13 protein-coding genes are annotated in these 19,973 nt (G+C 74.7%); 8 read left to right on the top strand and 5 right to left on the bottom strand.

Annotation, left to right across the window (positions count from 1 at the left end; all coding sequences use genetic code 11):
* Positions 1 to 145: 145 nt before the first annotated feature.
* The 4 genes from GA0070558_RS24310 (at position 146) to GA0070558_RS24325 (ending at position 3,838) form a co-directional block, all read left to right on the top strand.
* Positions 146 to 832: a response regulator transcription factor gene (locus GA0070558_RS24310; protein WP_077940192.1), complete on the top strand. Its 687-nt coding sequence runs from the start codon at positions 146 to 148 to the stop codon at positions 830 to 832.
* The gene (locus tag GA0070558_RS24315) at positions 829 to 2,208 is read left to right on the top strand and encodes a sensor histidine kinase (protein WP_091283913.1); all 1,380 of its coding nucleotides are present in this window, start codon (positions 829 to 831) and stop codon (positions 2,206 to 2,208) included. Before GA0070558_RS24310 ends, GA0070558_RS24315 begins: the two co-directional genes overlap by 4 nt.
* On the top strand, positions 2,205 to 2,780 hold the full coding sequence (locus tag GA0070558_RS24320; RefSeq protein WP_091283915.1) for a GerMN domain-containing protein: 576 nt from the start codon (positions 2,205 to 2,207) through the stop codon (positions 2,778 to 2,780). Before GA0070558_RS24315 ends, GA0070558_RS24320 begins: the two co-directional genes overlap by 4 nt.
* 173 nt (positions 2,781 to 2,953) lie before the next feature.
* Positions 2,954 to 3,838, top strand: a complete 885-nt coding sequence (locus GA0070558_RS24325) for a ribosome-inactivating family protein (protein ID WP_176734361.1) — start codon at positions 2,954 to 2,956, stop codon at positions 3,836 to 3,838.
* Positions 3,839 to 3,886: 48 nt separating this feature from the next.
* On the opposite strand, the gene GA0070558_RS24330 is transcribed toward GA0070558_RS24325, so the two are convergent.
* From GA0070558_RS24330 to GA0070558_RS24350, 5 genes are all read right to left on the bottom strand, one after another.
* Positions 3,887 to 6,175 (bottom strand): ATP-binding protein, encoded by a 2,289-nt coding sequence (locus GA0070558_RS24330; protein ID WP_141722306.1) that lies wholly within the window; start codon positions 6,173 to 6,175, stop codon positions 3,887 to 3,889.
* 381 nt (positions 6,176 to 6,556) lie between these two features.
* Complete coding sequence (locus tag GA0070558_RS24335; protein ID WP_091283921.1) at positions 6,557 to 8,815, bottom strand: glycosyl hydrolase family 95 catalytic domain-containing protein; 2,259 nt, start codon at positions 8,813 to 8,815, stop codon at positions 6,557 to 6,559.
* Positions 8,816 to 8,865: 50 nt separating this feature from the next.
* Positions 8,866 to 9,873 (bottom strand): LacI family DNA-binding transcriptional regulator, encoded by a 1,008-nt coding sequence (locus GA0070558_RS24340; RefSeq protein WP_091283969.1) that lies wholly within the window; start codon positions 9,871 to 9,873, stop codon positions 8,866 to 8,868.
* Positions 9,874 to 9,922: 49 nt separating this feature from the next.
* On the bottom strand, positions 9,923 to 12,406 hold the full coding sequence (locus GA0070558_RS24345) for a glycoside hydrolase family 3 C-terminal domain-containing protein (RefSeq protein WP_091283922.1): 2,484 nt from the start codon (positions 12,404 to 12,406) through the stop codon (positions 9,923 to 9,925).
* A gap of 241 nt (positions 12,407 to 12,647) precedes the next feature.
* Positions 12,648 to 13,859, bottom strand: coding sequence for an ROK family transcriptional regulator (locus tag GA0070558_RS24350; RefSeq protein ID WP_256092109.1), 1,212 nt, complete (start codon positions 13,857 to 13,859; stop codon positions 12,648 to 12,650).
* A 238-nt stretch (positions 13,860 to 14,097) separates the two neighbouring features.
* Between GA0070558_RS24350 and GA0070558_RS24355 the strand changes: the two genes are divergently transcribed.
* The 4 genes from GA0070558_RS24355 to GA0070558_RS24370 all read left to right on the top strand — a co-directional run bounded on the left by GA0070558_RS24355 (position 14,098) and on the right by GA0070558_RS24370 (position 19,941).
* Positions 14,098 to 15,759 carry an extracellular solute-binding protein gene (locus GA0070558_RS24355; protein WP_091283924.1) on the top strand — a complete coding sequence of 554 codons (1,662 nt, stop codon included), beginning with the start codon at positions 14,098 to 14,100 and terminating at the stop codon, positions 15,757 to 15,759.
* Positions 15,756 to 16,787: an ABC transporter permease gene (locus GA0070558_RS24360; RefSeq protein ID WP_091283926.1), complete on the top strand. Its 1,032-nt coding sequence runs from the start codon at positions 15,756 to 15,758 to the stop codon at positions 16,785 to 16,787. Before GA0070558_RS24355 ends, GA0070558_RS24360 begins: the two co-directional genes overlap by 4 nt.
* A complete protein-coding gene (locus tag GA0070558_RS24365; protein WP_256092105.1) occupies positions 16,784 to 17,758 on the top strand; it encodes a carbohydrate ABC transporter permease in 975 nt (324 codons plus the stop codon). Before GA0070558_RS24360 ends, GA0070558_RS24365 begins: the two co-directional genes overlap by 4 nt.
* An 89-nt stretch (positions 17,759 to 17,847) precedes the next feature.
* On the top strand, positions 17,848 to 19,941 hold the full coding sequence (locus GA0070558_RS24370) for a beta-galactosidase (protein ID WP_091283930.1): 2,094 nt from the start codon (positions 17,848 to 17,850) through the stop codon (positions 19,939 to 19,941).
* Positions 19,942 to 19,973 lie beyond the last annotated feature (32 nt).

Raw genomic sequence — 19,973 nt, forward strand, 5'->3', positions numbered from 1 at the left:
CCCCTTCCTCTCGCCCGACCGGTCCCCGCCACCGTGCCGGCCAGGGTTGGCGGGGACCGCGCGGACGTGTGACAGTTGCGTGACAAATCCGTCGTACGCGGGACACGGTTGGCCGCCGGGCGACGGCCTTGGGGATGATGCCGTCATGACGGCCGTACTGGTGATCGAGGACGACGACCGCATCCGGCTGGCGCTGCTGCTCGCCCTGGAGGACGAGGGTTACGACGCCCGGGGCGCGGCGACCGCCGAGGAGGGGCTGCGCGCCCAGCGCCGCGACCCGGCCGACTACGTCCTGGTCGACCTGATGCTGCCCGGCCTCGACGGCTTCGAGTGCATCCGCCAGTTGCGCCGCGACGACGACGTGCCGATCGTGGTGGTGAGCGCCCGCGACGACACCCACGACATCGTCGCCGCCCTGGAGGCCGGCGCGGACGACTACCTGGTCAAACCGGTGGCGATCAAGGAACTCACCGCCCGGCTGCGGGCCCTGCGCCGTCGCGCCCGCGCCGCCGCCCCGGTCGCCGCCGAGCCGGTGCCGGTCCTGGCGTTCGGCGACCTGGAGGTCAGCCCCGAGGCGGGCGAGGTACGCCGCGCCGGGCAGCGGGTGCCGGTGACCCGCACCGAGTTCCGGCTGCTGTGCGAGCTGGCCGAGCACGCCGGCCGGGTGCTGTCGCGCCAGCAACTGCTGCAACGGGTCTGGGGCTACGACACCGGCGACGAGCGGCTGGTCGACGTGCACGTCGGACGGCTGCGGCAGAAGATCGAGTCGGATCCGGCCAACCCCGAACACCTGGTGACCCTGCGCGGGCTCGGCTACAAGCTGCGCCGATGAGCCCGCTGCGCCGCCCGCCCCGGCTCCGCCTCGGCCTGCGCGCCCGGGTCATGGCCGCGTTCGCCCTGGGCGCGCTGCTGCTGGCCGCGTCGATGGCCCTGATCTCCTACGAGCTGACCCGCCAGTCGCTGATCGACGAGCGGGAACGCACCGCCGTGCGGGCCGCGTACTTCGACGCCGCCGTGGTGCGCAGCGGCCTGGACACCGACGCCCCCGACGTGGTGGAGGTGCTGCGGTCGCTGGACACCGGCAGTAGCAGGCGGGCCCTGCTGCACCTGGACGGCAGGTGGCACGCCCGCATCGCCGACTCGGGCCTCACCGCCGCCGTCCCGCCGGAGCTGCAACAGCTCGTCGGCTCGGGGCAGCCGGCCGTGCAGCGGGTCCGCGTCGACGGACAGACCGCCCTGCTGGTCGGGGTGCCGCTGTCCGACTCGGCGACGTACTACGAGGTCAACTCGCTGTGGGAGCTGGAACGGACCTTCCAGGCGCTGGCCCTGGCCCTGACAGCGGTGGCCATCCTCGTGGCCGGCTCCGGGGCGGCCCTGGGCTGGTATGCGACGCGGCACGGGCTGCGCCCCCTCACGGCGGTCGCGGACGCCGCGGAGAAGATCGCCGCCGGTGACGTCACCGCCCGCCTCGACCCGGCCACCGACCCGGACCTGACCCGGCTTTCCACCTCGTTCAACCACATGGTCGACCAGTTGGCCCGCCGGATCGAGCGGGACCGCCGCTTCGCCGCCGACGTCAGCCACGAGCTGCGCTCGCCGCTGCAGACCCTCGCCGCGGCGGCCAGCGTCCTGCAGCGGCGGCGGGAACACCACGACGAGCGCACCGCCGTGGCCGCCGGCCTCGTTGCCGACGAGATCGACCGGTTCCAGCGGCTGGTCAACGACCTCATCGACCTGGCCCGCAGCGACCAGCCCGCCCACCGTGCCCCGGTCGACGTGGCCGACCTGGCCCGGCGCGCCTGCGCCGGCCACGACCTGCCGCCCACGCTGGTCCGCCTCGCGGCCGGCACCCCGGCCACCTGGCGGGTGGAGCGGCGTCGCGTCGCGCAGGTGCTGGCCAACCTGCTCGACAACGCGGTGCGCTACGGTGCGGGCCCGGTGGCGGTGCGGCTGTCACGCGACGGCGACACCGGCATCATCGAGGTGGACGACGACGGCCCCGGCGTGCCGGTCGAGGACCGGGCCGCCATCTTCGACCGCTTCGTCCGGGGCCGGGCCGCCCACGCCCGGGGCACCGGCGACGGAACCGGCCTCGGTCTGGCGCTGGTCGCCCAGCACGCCGCCGCCCACGGCGGCACGGCCGGCGTCGACGACCGCCCCGGCGGGGGAGCGCGGTTCCGGGTGGCCCTGCCGGGGAGCCTCGCGTGAGCCGCCGCGCGGCGCGGGCGCTGCTGTCGGCCCTCGTGGTGGCCTGCACGGTGGCGGCCTGCGGGGTGCCGGCCGAGGACACGCCCCGGGCCGTCGAGGCCCCACCCGGGCCGTTCCCGTCCCCCGCGACCGTCGACGGCCCCGCGACGGTCGGACCGGTCACCGTGACGCTGTGCTTCGTGCGGGACGATCGGCTGGTCCCGGTGGACCGGCGGGTGGGCCGCCCCCTCGACGCCGAGGACCAGCTGCGGGACCTGCTCGCCGGACCCAGCGCCGTCGAGCGGGACAGCGGTCTGACCAGCGCGTTGCCGGGGGCGATCGGCGCCGGCGTGGTGGGCGTCGCCGACGGCCAGGCACGCGTACGGGTCGACGGGACCGGCGACGACACCGGCCGCAGCGACGAGGTGCTCGCGTTCGGTCAGATCGTCTGCACGCTGGCCGCCCGCGACGACGTCGACGCCGTGGCGTTCCTGCGTGACGGCCGCCCCCTCGGGGTGCCGCGCGCGGACGGCTCGCTGTCGGCCCAGCCGCTGACCCCCGCCGACTACGCCGCGCTGACCGCGATCCGCTGACCGTCGGCCCCGCTGGCCGTCGCATGTGGACGGTGGAGTGTGGACGGTCACTGTCGTCGAGTTCTGCGTGTCTTCTGCGTGGTGCCCCGCCCGGCGCGCCGGTTGGATCGACGTTGCCCGCCAGACAGCGTCGCGGCGTCGGCCGCCGACCGCACCCCGAAAGGACCAGATTCGTGTCACTGCTCCATGCGTGCAGAGGAAGCGGACGGCGGATCAGCGCCCTGTTCGTCGCCCTCGTCATGATGCTCGGCATCGCCACGGTGCCGCAGTCGCCCGCCCACGCCCAACCCGGCGACAGTCTGTCGATCATCGACTGGAACATCTCCAGGATCACCGACGGCGGCGACGTCCACGAGAGCCGCTACTTCAACATGATCGCCGCCATCCACACCTACAGCGGCAACTACATCGCCAACGAGGTGATGCAGACCAACGGCAACTACCGCGCCATGATCCAGGTGCGGGTGCTGGACACCAACAACGCCCACCTGGTCTCGCTCTACTTCTGGGCCGACAACCTGTACCTGGCGGCGTGGTACTCCCCGACGAACAACCGGCACTACCTGTTCAGCCAGGGTGACCGGTGGCGGAACGTCGTCAGCGTCCTCGGCCTCGACACCAGCCGGGTCACGGTATACAACATGGACGGCAACTACAACGAGCTGGTGGGGGGCAACTCCCGCAGCACGCTGGTGACGAACCCACAGCGGATGTACGACAGCCTGCGCACCCTCGGGCGGACCACCACGCTCAACAACGACGTCAGCGCGGCGCTGGTCCAGGCGATCACGATGACCTCCGAGGCGGCGCGGTACTCCCCGATCCTGGACACCATCCGCTACAACATCCGTTACGCCAACCGCCTGCAGTCCCTGCCGCTCAACGACGACAACGTCTGGCTGACGACGCACTGGGGCACGGTGTCCGCGTTCGTCCACCGGGTGCTGATGAACCCGTCCGGTCAGATGATCGTGCTCTACGGACGGATCGCCATCACCACCCTCGCCGGGCTGATCAGCTGGCTCAAGTGGGTGGAGATCAACGGGTACATCGTCTGACCCTGGCCGGGCCCCTGCGACCCGCCGACGGCGGGTCGCAGGGTGTCGCTATGGTGCCGAAGCGCCCAGCGCGTCGAGCTGCTGCACCGTCTCCCGCTGGCCCGCCTCGTCGCCGAGCTCCCGCTGCAACCGCATCGTCGCGCGCAGGTCGGCCGCCGCAGCCGGCCGGTCGCCCAGCCCCTCGTGGGCGGTGGCCCGCAACCGCAGGACGGCGACGGTGAACTTCTGGTGCCGCAGCTCCTCGTTGAGGCGCAGCGCCTCGTCGGCCAGCTCGACCATGCGTTGCCACTGGTCCAGCCCGCCGTGCAGCTCGATCATCGCCTGCATCGCCGACAGCTGGCTGATCAGCACGATGTGCCGGGGCAGGGCGGTCTCCGGCGTGGTGACGATCTCGATCACCTCGGCGTACGCGGCGAGGGCCTCCTCGTACCGGCCGGCGTCGCGTAGCGTCCGGCCGAGGATCACCAGCGACTGCGGCAGGCCCTGCCAGTCCCGCACCGACCGGAACAGGGCGACCGACTCCTGCGCGTGCCGCATCGCGACGTCGAACCGGCCCAGCCGGGCGTTCGCGTACGAGCAGTAGAAGCGCGCCCAGCCCTGCTGGTCCTCGTCGCCGGCCCGGCGGGCGTGCTCGTACGCCAGCTCAGCCTGGCGCAGCCCCTCCTCCGGCTCGCTGCGCGGGTAGATGTGCGCCCAGGCCAGGTAGCCCCGGTGCACCGCCCGCAGGTGGTCGTCGCCGAGCCCGTCGGCGGCGGCGCTGGACAGCGCGAACACCTCCGCCCAGTGCTCCCAGTGCGCCCACAGGTCGGAGAACCAGTGCAGGGACTCGGCGACGTCGACGACCCGCTGGTGGGCGCCCTCGGCGGCGGCCCGGCGCAGGGCGGGCAGCCAGTTGTCGCCCTCGGCCTGGAGCCACTCGCGGGCGGTGTCGGCCGAGTCCAGCTCGACGTGCCGGGTCGCGCCGGGCGCGGGAGCGCCGTACGCGGGCTCGAACCACCGGCCGGCGACGATCGTCGTGTCGAGCAGCCAGTCCGCTGCGCGCCGGTCCGCGTTCGCCCGGTCCTGGGCGGACTCCTCCCGCTCCAGTTCCCCCTGGGCGTAGAGGCGCAGCAGGTCGTGCAGGAAGAACCGCCCGTCGCCGCCCTGCTGGAGCAGGCCCAGGTCGATCAGCTCGTCGAGCGCGTCCTCGGTGCGCGCCGGCGTCTCCTCCACCAGCACGGCGGCCAGCTCCACCGCCGTGCTGGGGCCGGGCACGGCCGCGAGCCGCCGGAACAGCCGGCGGCCGATGCCCGAAAGCTGCTGGTACGACAGCGCGAACGCGGCCTTCACCTGGAGGTCGCCGACGGCGAGCGCGTCGAGCCGGTGCTCGTGCGCGGACAGCCGGGTGACCAGGTCGCCGGCCGTCCAGGCGGGGCGGCTGGCCAGCCGGTTGCCGGCGATCCGCAACGCCAGCGGCACGTGGGCGCACAGGCGGGCGAGCTGCCGCAGCCCATCGGCGTCGGCGGTCCGGTGCGTGACGATCCCGGCGAGCAGCGCGACGGAGGCGGCCTCCGGCAGCGGCTCCAGCGCCAGCCGGTGCACGCCCTCCAGGCCGCCGAGGGTGCGCCGGCTGGTCACCACGACCGCCGCCGGTCCCTCCGCCGGCAGGGCCGGGCGCACCTGCCCCTCGTGCGCGGCGTTGTCCAGCAGCACCAGGATCCGCCGCCCCCCGACGACGGTACGCCACAGCGCCGCGGCGTCGTCGACGTCCCGGGGGGTCGGCCCGGCGCCCGGCTCGACGGCGTGCACGAGCCGGTCGAGCACGGCCGTGGGGGTCAGCGGCCGGGCGTCGAGCCCTCGCAGGTCGAGGAAGAACTGGCCGTCGGGGAAGGCATCGGCGGTCTGGGCGGCGGCCTGCACGGCCAGGGACGTCTTGCCGAGCCCGGGCGCCCCGCTGACCAGCACCACCGGGGCCGGCAGCCCGGCGCGGGCCGCCTCGACGAGGGCCCGGACGCTGTCGAGCTCCGCGCGGCGGCCGGTGAAGTCCGCGACCCGCCGGGGCAGCGGGCACCGCCCCTGGGCGGCCGGCTGCCCGCGGCGTCGCCCGGCCCGGGCCGCGCCGGTCAGCGCCGCGTGCTGCGCGGGGCTGAGGGCCAGGGCGGCGGCGATCGCCGTGACGGTGCGGGCCTGCGGGCCCTGGCTGACGCCGCGCTCCATGTCGCTGATCGCCCGGTCGCTGACGCCCGACCGTTCCGCGAGCTGCTCCAGGGTCAGGTCCGCGGCGATCCGCAGCGTGCGCAGCAGCGGCCCGAAGGCAAGGCCCTCCACCGGCGGGTCTTCCCGAGGAACTGCGGTCACCGCCCCATGCTCGCACGCCGGGAGCGGGCCGCCGCTGTCGCGTCCGGTGGCTCGCGCAGCGAGCGGCACCTGGTGCCCCAGGGGGTCGGTGCTCAGGCCTGCGCCGTCGCGGTCGATCGCGTTCCGTGACGGTGGCGGGGGTTGGCCGGGAGGGACGGCCGCTGTCGCTCTCGGTGACGAACTGCCGACCCCGGCGCACCGCTTGTCGGCCCTTTGCTCTGCACCCACCCGCGCAACACCCCGCCCGAGCTGCTCCTGCCGGGGGCAGAGCGGGGCCGGGGTGCGGCATCGGGTTGCGCTGCGTGAAGCGTTGCGTCCGTGGGTGCAGAGCAAAGGAGGCGGTGGGAGTGGTGGGGGCAGGCCCGGCGCAACCGCGTTGCGTTACCTGCCGTCGGTGCGGAAACCGAAGACCAGCTCCACCGGTCGGCCGGCGCGCAGCTCGACCGCCACGTCCCCGTACGGGCTGGACACCGTGAGTCGTTGGCCGACGGGGGAGCGCAGCCGCGCCCGCACCGACGAGGCGTCCCAGGCCAGCTCCTCGACGGTGACCCGGCCCCGGCAGGTCGCCCCGCGCAGCACCCCCCGGTCCAGGCCGGGCAGCGGGGCCGGGAGCAGCCGTACGTGGCCGGGCCGGGAGTGCACCAGCGACTCGATCAACACGCCGGGCAGGGCGTGTGCGGCGTCGGCGTTGTAGGTCTCCCGGCCGGGGTTGTGCGCGCTCATCAGCGACCGGAAGAACATGTCGTTGCCCAGGATCTTGGCCACGTTCTTTCCGGCCAGCGCGCCGTCGCGCAGGCGTGTCGCGACGAGCGCCCGGTGCAGACTGCCGTGAGCGGAGAGGTTCTCGTCGCCGCGCAGGAGCAGCGCGCGGCGCGCGGCGGCGGCCAGCTCGGGGGTGTCGTCCGGGTTGATCTCGTCCAACGGCCACACGGGGTAGAGGTGGCTGACGTGCCGGTGGTCCTCGTCGCTGCGGTAGCCCGGCCAGGCCCACTCCGCCAGCGCGCCGCGCTCGTCGACCCGGTACGCGGGCAGCCGCCCCCGCAGTGCCGCCCACCGGTCGGTGCCGGTGACGGCGTCGGCGGTGGCCAGGGCGTGCCGGGCGGCGGCGATGTCCATCGTGGCGTTGACCGCCAGGTGCACCGGCCGGCCGTCGTCGTCCAGCGGGCCGGTCTCGGCCGAGTACGACGGCACCACGACCACCGTGCCGTCGGCGGCGGAGACGGTGAGCACGTCGGCGAAGAACTCGGCGGCCTCCGTCAGCCAGCCGGCCAGCTCGCCGAGCGGCTCCCCGGTCACCAGGTGGTGCTCGTACAGGGGGAAGAGCAGCCAGTCCGCGCCGGGGAGCCACGCGGCGAACGGCCAGTCGTCGTGCATGTGGAACAGGTGCCCGTGCTCCCCGTCGGTGCGGCTGGGCGCGAGCAGGCCCCGCGCGCCGTAGATCGCCTCGGCGTTGCGCCGCCAGTCGTCGACCTGCGACCCGATCAGCCGCGCGTACGCCTCGCTCACCTCGGGCAGGGCCCCGATGTTGGCCCCCGCCAGTTGCAGGTTGAGGTTGGCGTCAGTGGTGAAGTCGCCCGCCCAGGCCGCGTCCCACGAGCCGAGCCACAGCCCGGTCAGCCGGGGCGGCAGGACGCCGCTGGCACTGAGCAGCAGGTACCGCCCCGCGTGAAACAGCCGCTCCACCAGCGCCGGGTAGGGCCGCTGCGGGTCGGCGGCCTGCCGGGCGAGCAGCTCGCCGACGGGCAGCTCCCGCTCGGCGGCCGGCACGGCCAGGTCCAGGCTCGCCCGGTCGTAGGCGGGGGAGTGCCGGGCGGCGTGCCGGGCGAGGAGGTCGGCGTACCCGGCGGGGGAGCGGACGCGCAGCGTCTCCTCCAGCTCGGCGGTGCGCCACGGCGGCGTGCCGGGCCGGTCGAGCACCATGGTGAGCAGCGCCGGCCCGCGCACCGCCACCCGGTCGCCGAGCACCCGCACGTCGCCGGTGAGCAGGGCCAGGCCCTCGAAGCCGTACGCGCCGCCCACCGGCGGGTAGTGGCCGCGGATGCGCAGGAAGACGTCCTGGCCGCGCTGGTACGCCGCGGTCTCGTAGCGGACGTCCGCCGGGCGGCCGGGCAGGTCGCCGGTGAGCCCCACCACGCAGTCGCCCGCCTCCAGCCGCAGCACCACCAGGCCGTCGGCGCGGGAGACGAAGCCGCGCCGCTCGCCGCCGGCCCACTCCACGACGACCTCCCCGGTGCGGAAGTCGGTGCTCCGCCGATACCCGGCCGGCAGCGCCGCCGCGCCCGGCCCCGCCGCTCCGCCCGGCCCCGCCGCGTCGATCGTCAGCGCGAAGCCCGGGTGGAACGACTGGGTCCAGCGCAGCTCCCGGCCGCCGCCGAGCAGCCGGCTCGCCTCCGCCCGCCGGCCGGCGAGCGCCAGCTCGCGGACCCGGGGCAGCAGGTGGGCCAGCCGGGGCGGCCGGGCGTCGTGGGTGCCGTTGGGCAGCACGAACCGGTGGTGGTTGACGACGACCCGCTCGGCATGGGGAGCACCGAGCACCATGATTCCGTACTCGCCGTTGCCGGACAGGAAGGCGTCCTCCCAGCCGGCGGCGGGGGCGTCGTCCCAGATCCCGTGGGCGGACGCGGGCAGGGCAGCCGTCATCGACGATCCTCTCTGGGGAAGGGCGGGGTGGGCAGCGGGCGGCGGTGCGGTCAGCGGGGCGCGGCGGCCGTGCTGTCCCGGATCGTCAACCGGGGTTCGAGCAGCGTCGCGTCGGGCACCGGCTCGCCGTGCACCTTGCGCATGAGCAGCGACACCGCCTGCTGGCCGACCTCCTCGGCCGGCAGGGGCACCGACGTGAGCCGGGGACTGGCCTGCTCGGCGAACTGGTCGGGGCAGATGCCGACCACCGACACGTCTTCCGGCACGCGCCGGCCGAGGGTGGGCAGCGTCGCCAGCACGGGCCCGACGGCCGACTCGTTCTGCACGATCAGCCCCGACATGTCCGGCCACCGCTCGAACAGCTCCACCAGCTCCCGGCGTACGGCCGCCGTGCCCTCCTCGCAGGGCCGGACCACGGTGTCGACGCCGAGCCGCGCGGCGGCGTCGAGGATGCCGTTGCGGGTGCGGTGCGCGAAGCCGGTGCCCCGGTCGTAGACGGCGGCCGGGGCGCCGAGCAGGGCGATCCGCCGGTGGCCCAACCCGGCCAGGTGCTCGACGCAGACCGCGCCGGCCCGGTGGAAGTCCAGGTCGACGCAGGTCAGGCCGGTGGGGTCGGCCGGGAAGCCGATCAGCACGCTGGGCCGCCCCAGCTCCCGCAGCAGCGGCACCCGCGAGTCGTGCATCTCCACGTCCATCAGCAGCAGACCGTCCACCATGGCGCTGGCCGCGATGCGACGCAGCCCCGCCGGCCCCTCGTCCGAGGTGACCAGCAGCACGTCGTGCTCGACGGTGCGGGCGGTGGTCACCACCGCCATCGCGAACTGCATCACCACCGGCACCTGCATCCCGGAGCGCAGCGGCAGCACCAGCGCGACGACGTTGGCCCGCCGGCTGGCCAGGGCGCGTGCGCCGGCGTTCGGGTGGTAGCCAAGCATCCGGATGCTGGCCAGCACCCGGTTGCGGGTCACCTCGGAGATCGCCCGCTTGCCGCTGAGCACGTACGACACGGTGCTGACGGCGACCCCGGCGTGCCGGGCGACGTCGGAGATGGTGACCAGGTCGGGTGACTTCGCCGGCCGCGCCGCCGTGGGCAGGCGCGGGCCGTGGTCACCGGGACCGGCCGGCACCCGTGGCCTCCCGCGCCGGGGCGTCGGCGGCGGACGCCGCCCGGACGCGGAGCGTGCCGACGAGCCGGATGTCGGTGGCGGACCGGCCGACCAGCACGGTGTGCGCGGCGTCCTCCACGACCCGGGCGCCCCGGGTCTCGTCCCACCAGCCCAGGTCGGCGGCGCGCAGCCGCAGCCGGACCACCCGGCGCTCGCCGGGGGCGAGGGCGACCCGCGCGAAGCCCCGCAGCTGGCGCAGGGGCTGCTTGACCCGGGAGCGCCGCTGCCGGGTGTAGAGCTGCACGACGTCCTCCCCCGGTCGGTCACCGCTGTTGGTGACCTCGACGCGCACCTCGACCTCCCCGTCGGCGGCCACCGACGCCGCGCTGAGTCGCAGGTCAGCGTAGTCGAAGCGGGTGTAGCCGAGCCCGTGGCCGAGCGGGTACAGGGGGTCGCCCCGGTGGTAGAGGTAGGTGGCGTCGGCGTCGATGATGTCGTAGTCGAGCAGGTCGGGCAGCTCGGCGGCGTCGGCGTACCAGGTCTGGGTGAGCCGGCCGCCCGGCTCGGCGTCGCCGAACAGCACCGCGGCCAGCGCCGCGCCGTGCTCCTGGCCGCCGTGCGCCGACCACAGCACCGCCGGCAGGTGGGCGTCGGCCCACCCGATCGCGTACGGGTAGCTGCTGGTCAGCGCGAGGACGGTGCGGGGGTTGGCGGCGTACGCGGCGCGCAGCAGCGCCTCCTGCCCGGCCGGCAGCGCCAGGTCCACCCGGTCCTCGGTCTCCCGCCCGTTGACCATCGGGTGGTTGCCGAGGGCCACCACCACCACGTCGGCGTCGGCTGCCAGGGCGGCCGCCTCGACGGCGCCGTCGGCGACCAGCTCCACGGCGAACGGGGTGCCCGCACCCGGCTCGGCGGCGTCGGCGCGCAGCCGCCCGTCGGGGCCGACGGCGACGTACCGGCCGGTGGCGAGGTGGTGCAGCAGCACCGTGCCGTCGGGGCCGGGCCGGAACCGGAAGGTCTCCCGGACGATCCACCCGCCGGGCCCGGTGCGGTCGTTGACCAGGCCGGCGTCGTCGTCGCCCCCGACGTGCCGGCCGTTGGCGACGGCGCGCAGCGCCACCGCGTCCCCGCCCCAGTCGAACACGTCGAACCAGGTCGCCTCGGTGGCGGCGGTGGCGTCGAGGGTGAGCGGGCCACCGTCGGCGTCGGTCGCGCAGCGCACGTACCGGTCCCCGGCGCGCAGCGCGATCCGGTCGGCACCGCTGTGGCTGGTGACGGTGCCGACCCGCGCGGCCAGGGCGTCGAGGGTGCTGACCGCGTACGGCAACGTGCCGCTGTACCAGTCGGTGTGCACCGCGTCGGCGAGCGGGCCGAGCACGGCGACCCGCAGCCCCGGGCGCGCGGTCAGCGGCAGCAGGCCGTCGTTGCGCAGCAGCACGACGCACTGCCGGGCGGCCTCGCGGGCCAGTTCCCGGTGCGCGGGGCAGTCGACGACGTCGGGTGCCACCCCGGCCCACGGGTCCTCGTGCGCCGGGTCGAGGTCGCCGAGGCGCAGCCGGACGCCGAGGATCCGCCGGACCGCCCGGTCCACGTGGGCGGTGGTGATCAGGCCCCGCTCCAGCGCCTCGGCGATCCGGCCGGTGGTCAGGGCGCTGTTCGTGTCGTCCTCGGTGAAGTTGTCGATGCCGGCGCGCAGGGCGGCGGCGAAGCCGTGGACGTGGTCGGGCTCCCGGCCCTGCACCCCGGCGATGTTGGTGGCCGCCCCGGCGTCGCCGACGACCATGATCTCGTCGGGGGCCATCGGGCGCAGCTCGCCCTCGATCAGCGGGCTCAGGTGCGCCGGAACGCCGTTGACCAGGTTGTACGAGGCCATCACGGCAACCGCCGCCCCGGCGGCCAGGGGCGCCCGGAACGCCGGCAGCTCGTACTCGTGCAGCACCCGTGGCGGCAGGTCGCTGGAGGTGGTGGCGCGGTCGGTCTCGTTGTTGTAGCCCAGGAAGTGCTTGAGCGTCGGCGCGGTCCGCAGCCGGTCGGGGTGGTCGCCGCGCAGCCCCCGGGCGTACGCGGTGGCGAGGTGCCCGGTGAGCCACGGGTCCTCGGACCAGCCCTCCTCGTTGCGCCCCCAGCGGGGGTCACGCAGCGGGTTGACCACCGGCGCCCACACGTTCAGCCCGACCCGTTCGGGGTCGGCGTGGTGCTTGGCGCGCACCTCGGCGCCGACGGCGGCGCCCACCGACCGCACCAGCTCGGCGTTCCAGCTGCTGGCCAGCCCGATCACCTGCGGGAAGACCGTGGCCGTGCCGAGCCAGGCCACCCCGTGCAGCGCCTCGGTGCCGGTGCGGAACGGCGGCAGCCCGAGCCGGTCGACCGGGGCCTGCCACTGGTGCAGCAGCCCGATCTTCTCGGTGAGGGTGAGGCGGGCCAGCAGGTCGTCGACGCGGGCGGCGGGGGACGGGCCGGGCGTCCGGCCGGTGCTGTCGGTCATGGTGGATCGGTTACCTTCCATGGGCTAGCGATGCCCGGGCGGCAGGTCGAAGCGCTTCGACGACCGTCGTGACGGGTGGCATCGCGGGGTGGTGGTGTGCGGGTGTCGACCCGGACGCGGTGAAGCGCTTCGACAACCGACGAGGAACCAGGCCGCCTCGTCTGCCCGGACGGGACGGCTGCTCCGAGGTTGGCACCACCGGGCCGATGTGGTCAAGGCCTGACGGTGACGGGTTCCGGCGTCAGCGGGCGGGCAGGCGGCCACTCTCGACGGTGGCCAGGGCGGCGGTGGCGCCGCCGAGCGCGGCGGCGGTGCCCCCCAGTGTGGACGCCTCCAGCCGGCACCCGCCGGCCTCCGGGGCGAGCGTGCGGGCGGCCAGCTCGGCCCGGGCCGCCGGCAGCAGCCACGGCCCCAGCGTCGCGAGATGGCCTCCGACCAGCACCGCCTCGGGGTTGAGCAGGTCGGCCAGCACGGCGACCGCGTGGCCGAGGTGGCGGCCGGTCTCGGCCAGTCCGGTGCGTACGGTCGGGTCGTCCTGCCCGGCCAGGGCCTTCAGCCGGTCGAGCTCGGGCAGGAAGTCGGTGACGGGACCGTCCTCGGCGGTGTCGGGCAGCAGCCGACGCACCACGGCGGGCAGGCCGACCAGCGCCTCCAGGCAGCCGGAGCGCCCGCAGGCGCAGGCGGGGCCGGTCGGGTCGAGGCACAGGTGCCCGATCTCGCCGGCGAAGCCCCGGTTGCCGCGCAGCAGCCGGCCGTCGACGATCGCCCCGGCGCCGATCCCCGCGCCGCCGGTGAGGTGGACCAGGTCGGTGGCCCCGGCCTGGGCGCCGTGCCGCTGCTCGGCCAGGGCGGCGAGGTTGGCCTCGTTGTCCACGGCGACGGTGAAGTCCGGGTCGCGCAGCGCGGCGCGCAACTGGTCGGCGAGGGGCACGTCGCGCCAGCCGAGCGCGGGGGACAGGGGCACGCAGCCGGCCGCGTCGACCAGGCCCGGCACCCCGACGGTCAGGCCGAGCACGGCCCGCCCCTCGCCGGTGACGCGGGCGGTGGCCCGACGGGCCAGCGCGGCGAGGGCGCGGACCGTCTCGGCCGGGGTCGCGGCCGGCGCGGCGAAGGCACGCCGCCAGGTGAGCAGCCGGTTGCCGCCGATGTCGACCGCCACCGCCGCGAGCTCGTCGGCGCCGACCTGGAGGCCGAGGGCGGCGTACGGCTCGCCGTCGAGGACGAGCATGGTGGCGGGGCGGCCGATCCGGTTCTCGGTCAGCCCGGTCTCGCGCACCAGCCGGCGCTCGATCAGCTCGCCGACGAGGCTGGAGACGGTGGCCTTGTTGAGCCCGGTGCGGGCCGCGATGTCGGCCCGGGAGCAGGGGGCGTGCACCCGGACGTGCCGCAGCACCACGGCCCGGTTGGCGACCCGCACGTCGCCGAGGTCCGTCGGCTGCGGGTCGTTCTGCATGCTGATCAAGATGTGCCCGCTCCCTGCGCTGCCGGTGCGCGATCCCCGGTCGGTCCGCGCGTCCATCATCGCGCACCGCGGCACCCCAGCGGACCACCGCGCGCGGCACGTCGCCTCGCGGTCGCCGCTCCCTTGTGGGTCGGATCACCGTCGATTAGTTTATTCGGCTAGTAACCCAACTAATCCTAGCCGGGCGCGCGTGCTCCGCAAGCCCCGCGTGTCAGATGAAGGGAACGCCGTGAAGCCGTCCCTGCCAGGCGTATCCACCGATCGCCGGACCCTGCTGCGTCTCGCCGGTCTCGGCGCCGCCGCGACGATGGGTGGCGCCACCCTCGCCGGCTGCAGCAAGGAGGCCGGAAGCAAGGGCAGCGCCACCCAGGCCGACGCGGTCCGGGCCGTCCTGCCCAACCACAAGCCGGCCGAGGTCCTCAAGCCGGACATCCCGGGGGAGGGGCCGATCCCGGACGGCTACCTCAGCTACCCCAAGGACCTCGTCGACGCGGTCACCGAACAGCCCGGCAAGGGCGGCGCGGCGATCCGCACCATGAGCCCCTGGTGGGGGCCGACCCCGCCGACGCTGGGCAGCAACTCCTACCTCGCCGCGATCAACACCAAGCTGGGCGTCGAGATCAACCCCAGCCTCCAGGACGGCACCACGTTCGCCGACAAGCTCAACGCCATGCTCGGCGCCCGCGACGTGCCCGACCTGCTCATGGCGCCCAACTGGGAGGTCGACAAGGTCGCCCGGTTCTCCGACGCGGTCAAGGCGCTCTTCGAGGACCTCACCGACCACCTCAAGGGCGACGCCGCCGCGAAGTACCCGTACCTGGCCGCGCTGCCCACCGGGTCCTGGGAGTACTCCGTCTGGGGCGGGCGGCTGGCCGCCGTGCCGTACCCCACCGACGGCCCCTTCGCGTGGGCCCTGTTCCACCGCAAGGACCTGTTCGACAAGGCCGGCCTGGCCGCGCCGACCTCGCCCGAGGAGCTCTACGAGCTGGCCAAGAAGGCGACCGACCCGGCCAAGGGCGTGTGGGCCTTCGGCACCGTCTTCGACATGGTCCAGCAGTTCTACGGCTGCCAGCAGACCTGGCGCAAGAAGCCCGGCGGCGGCCTGGAGCACAAGTTCGAGAACCCCGCCTACAAGGCGGCCCTGGAGTTCACGGCGAAGCTGTTCAAGGAGGGGCTGGTCCACCCCGACACGGTGGCCAGCAAGGGCGCCGACGAGAAGCAGCTGTTCAAGGCCGGCAAGATCCTGATGTTCCAGGACGGGCTCGGCGCGTGGCAGGGCCTGCAGGGCGAGCAGTCCAAGGTGCTGGCGAGCTTCAACATGCAGCCGCTGCCCGTGTTCGGCGCGGCCGGCGCCCAGCCGGTCATCTGGGGCAGCGAGAAGCCGATCTTCTTCACGTTCGTCAAGAAGGGCCTCGGCGCCGACCGGGTCGACGAGATCCTGCGGGTGCTCAACTGGTGCGCCGCGCCGTTCGGCAGCCGCGAGTTCGAGCTGCGCGAGTACGGCGTGGAGGGCAAGCACTTCACCCGCGCGGCCGACGGCAGCCCGATCCCGACCGAGCTGGGCCGCAAGGAGCTGGGCGGCCAGTACAACTTCTGCCGGGTCGCGGTGAAGGTCAAGAGTGGCGACACCCCGGACTACGTCCAGCAGTACCTGGACTACCTGAAGAAGAACGTCGCCCTGCTGGAGAAGGACCTGTTCGCCGGGATCAAGCTGGAGCTGCCCGCCAACTGGTCGAAGATCATCCAGCCGACCGACGACAAGATCCGCGACATCCTGCGCGGCCGCCGCCCCGTCAGCGACCTCGACCAGGTGACGAAGGAGTTCATGGCCTCCGGCGGCGAAGAGGGGCGCGCCTTCCACGAGAAGGCGCTCGCCGACAACGGCCGATGAGCGGCCCGGGCACCGCCGGCGCGGTGGACGCGCCGGCGGCGGCCGGGCAGGCCCCGCCGCCGACCCGCAAGCCCCGGGGCACCGGCCGGCGCCGGCACCGGGCCAGCCTGGGCGCGCGGCTGCGCCGGGACTGGCCGCTGCTGGCGATGACCGCGCCGGCCGCCGCGCTGCTGCTGGTCTTCCACTACCTGCCGACCCTCGGCAACGTCATCGCCTTCCAGGACTACAACCCCTTCGTCGGCGACGACCCGGTGGAGGCGTTCCTCTACAGCGAGTGGATCGGCTTCGGCAACTTCGAGGCGCTCTTCGCCGACCCCCTGTTCTGGGACGCGGTGCGCAACACCCTCACCATCACCGCGTTCCAGCTGGTGTTCTTCTTCCCGCTGCCGATCCTGCTGGCGATCCTGCTCAACAGCCTGGTCTCCGGGCGGGTGCGCGGCTTCGTGCAGAGCGTCGTCTACCTGCCGCACTTCTTCAGCTGGGTGCTGGTGGTCACGTTCTTCGTGCAGATGCTCGGCGGGGCCGGACTGCTCGCCCAGGAGATGCGCGAGGCCGGGATGCAGCCGTGGAACATCATGACCAACCCGGACACGTTCATCGTGCTGGTCACGGCCGAGTCGGTGTGGAAGGACATCGGCTGGGGCGCGATCGTCTTCCTGGCCGCGCTCGCCGCGATCGACCCCAACCTGTACGAGGCGGCGGCGGCCGACGGCGCCGGGCGGTGGCGGCGCATGTGGCACATCACGCTGCCCGGGCTGCGGCCCGTGATCGTGCTGCTGCTCATCATGCGGCTCGGCGACGCGCTGTCGGTCGGCTTCGAGCAGTTCATCCTGCAACGGGAGGCGGTCGGCCGCGACGCCGCCGAGGTCCTCGACACCTTCGTCTACTACCAGGCCATCGCCACCCAGCAGTGGGGCCTGGGCGCGGCGGCCGGGCTGTTCAAGGCGGTGGTGGGCCTGATCCTCATCCTCGCGGCCAACAAGCTCGCGCACCGGCTCGGCGAGCAGGGGGTGTACTCCAAGTCATGACAGCGCAGCTCAGTGGCATTTCACCGGTGCCGGCCGCCCCCACGACGGCCGGCAAGCCGAGGCGGCGGCGCGGCAGCCCGCGGCCCCCGTGGGAGGAGCCGCCCTCGCCGGTCGGCCTGTTCGGCAAGGGCGTCGTGCTCGTCCTGCTCGTGGCGGCGGTGCTCGTGCCCCTGTGGGCGGTGCTGGTGACCAGCCTCGCCTCCCGGGAGACGATCGACGCGGCCGGCGGCATGGTGATGGTGCCCCGGGAGTTCGACCCGTCGGCGTACATCACGATCTTCAACGGCGGGCAGATCACCCGGGCCGTCTGGATCAGCACCCTGGTCACCGTCCTCGGCACGACGGTGAGCCTGGTGCTCACCGTGCTGGCCGCGTACGGGCTGTCCCGGCCGGGCTCGGTGGGGCACCGGGGCCTGCTGTTCTTCTTCCTGCTGACCTTCCTGATCTTCCCGGGGCTGGTGCCCAGCTATCTCGTGGTCACCGGGCTGGGGCTCAAGGACAGCATCTGGTCGCTGATCCTGCCCAGCGCGATCAGCGTGTTCAACCTCGTGGTCATCCGGGCGTTCTTCATGGGCGTGCCCGGTGAGCTGCTCGACAGCGCCCGCATCGACGGGGCGGGCGAGTTCCGCATCCTCACCCGGATCATGCTGCCGCTGTCGAAGGCGGTGATCGCGGTGGTCGGCCTGTTCTACGCCGTCGGCTACTGGAACGCCTACTTCAACTCGGTGCTCTACATCGACGACAACGACAAGTTCCCCATCCAGCGGGTGCTGCAGAGCTACATCCTGGCGGGCCAGTCGCCGAACGTCTCCGGCGCCGCGGTCAGCCTGCCCGGGATCACCGCGTACCCGCCGACGCTGGCGGTGAAGATGGCCGTGGTGGTGGTGACCGTCGTCCCGGCGATCATCGTCTACCCGTTCGTGCAGCGGCACTTCACCAAGGGCGTCATCACCGGCGCGGTGAAGGGCTGACACCCCGGCGTCCCGCGCGGAGCCGACTCCGCGCGGGACGCCGGCCGGCGTACGCGGACACCACCACCTCGACGAACGGACGGTGCGGCATGTGGGACGAGGCCCGGCTCCGCTTCGGCGGCGACTGGAACCCCGAGCAGTGGCCCGAGGGGGTCTGGGCCGAGGATGTGGCCCTGATGCGCCGGGCGCGGGTCAACCTCGTCACCGTCGGCGTGTTCGCCTGGTCCCGCCTCGAACCCGCGCCCGGCCGGTACGACTTCGGCTGGCTCGACCGGGTGCTGGACCTGCTCGCCGACAACGGCGTCGGCGCGGCCCTGGCCACCCCGACCGCGTCGCCGCCGCCCTGGTTCTCCCTGGCCCACCCGGGCGCGCTGCCGGTGACCGCCGACGGGGTACGGCTGCACCACGGCAGCCGGGACACCTACTGCGCCGCCGCACCGGCGTACCGGGCCGCCGCCCGGCGGATCGCCGGGGTCCTCGCCGACCGCTACGCGCACCACCCGGCGGTGGCGCTGTGGCACGTGCACAACGAGTACGGCACCGTCTGCCACTGCGAGCACGCGGCGGTGGCGTTCCGGGCGTGGCTGGCCGGGCGGCACGGCAGCCTGGACGCCCTCAACGACGCCTGGACCACCAGCTTCTGGAGCCAGCACTACTCCGACTGGGCGCAGATCAGCACCCCCCGGGCGACGCAGTACCTGGCCAACCCCGGCCAGCTGCTCGACTTCCGCCGGTTCTGGTCCGACACCCTGCTCGCCGCGTACGCCGAGCAGCGGGACCTGCTGCGGGCGGCGAACCCGGCGGTGCCCGTCACCACCAACTACGTCCTCGGCGACTGGGTGCCCGTCGACCACGCCCGCTGGGCCGCCGAGGTCGACCTGGTGGCCGTCGACCACTACCCGTCGGCCGTCGACGGGGCAGCCGAGGAGCAGACGGCCCTCGCCGCGGACCTGGCCCGGGGCTGGGCCCGCCACGGCGCGCGCGCCCGGGCCGCCGCCGACCCGACGGCGGACGCCCCCGCCCACCGGGCTCGCGCCGACGGCGACGGACGGCGGCCGGTGCCCGGCGACGCCGCCGACGGCGGCGCGTGGCTGCTCATGGAGAGCGCCCCGAACCTGATCTACACGGCCGGACGGATGCACACCAAGGAGCCCGGCCGGATGGCCCGGCACAGCCTGGCCCACGTCGCCCGGGGCTCGCGCGGCGCGATGTACTTCCAGTGGCGCGCCCCCGTCGGCGGGGCGGAACGCTTCCACTCCGCGCTCGTGCCGCACGCCGGCCCCGACAGCCGGGTCTTCCGCGAGACGGTGGAGCTGGGCGCGATCCTGGACCGGATCGCCGAGACCGACGGCGCGGGGGTCGAGGCGTCCGTGGCGATCGGCTGGGACGCCGCCAGCGGGTGGGCCCTGCAGCACCCCGGCCTGCCCTCGCAGCGCGTCAACCACCACGAGGAGGTCGCGGCGGCGCACCGGGCGCTGTGGCGGGCCGGCTTCGGCTGCGACGTGGTGCTGCCCGGCGACCCCGTCGACGGGTACGCGCTGCTGGTGCTCCCGGCGCTCTACCTCGCCTGCGACGACGCCGCCGCGTGGGCCCGCGCCTACGTCGCCGGCGGCGGCAACCTCGTGGTGACCTGGCTCAGCGGCGTCGCCGACGAGCACGCCCGGGTGCGCGCCGGCGGCTACCCCGGCGCGTTCCGCGACGTGCTCGGCGTCCGGGTGGAGGAGTTCCACCCGCTCGCCGACGGCGACGAGATTCCCCTGGGCGGGGGCGGCGTCGGGCGGATCTGGGCCGAGAGCGTCGGGCTCGCCGGGGCGGAGGTCGTCCGGGCGTACGCCGCCGGGGTGCTCGCCGGGCAGCCGGCGGTGACCCGCCACCGCCACGGCGCCGGCACCGCCTGGTACGTCTCCACGCGACCCGACGACGAGACGTACCGGCGGCTGCTGACCGACGCGGCCCTCGCGGCCGGCGCGGCGCCGACCTGCCCCGCCGCGCCGGCCGGGGTGGAGGCGGTGCGCCGCCGGGGTGCGGCGGTGAGCTGGCTGTTCCTGCTCAACCACACCGGCCGGGCGCACCGGGTGCCGGCCGCCGGCGTGGAGCTGCTCACCGGCGCGCTCGTCGACACCGCCGTGGAGGTGCCCGCCGGGGGCGTCGCCGTGGTCCGGGAGGGCCCCGCCGCCCGCTGACCGTCGGCATCCTTGCGCGTACTCACGACCGT

The sequence above is a fragment of the Micromonospora haikouensis genome (assembly GCF_900091595.1).
In the GTDB taxonomy this organism is placed as follows: domain Bacteria; phylum Actinomycetota; class Actinomycetes; order Mycobacteriales; family Micromonosporaceae; genus Micromonospora; species Micromonospora haikouensis.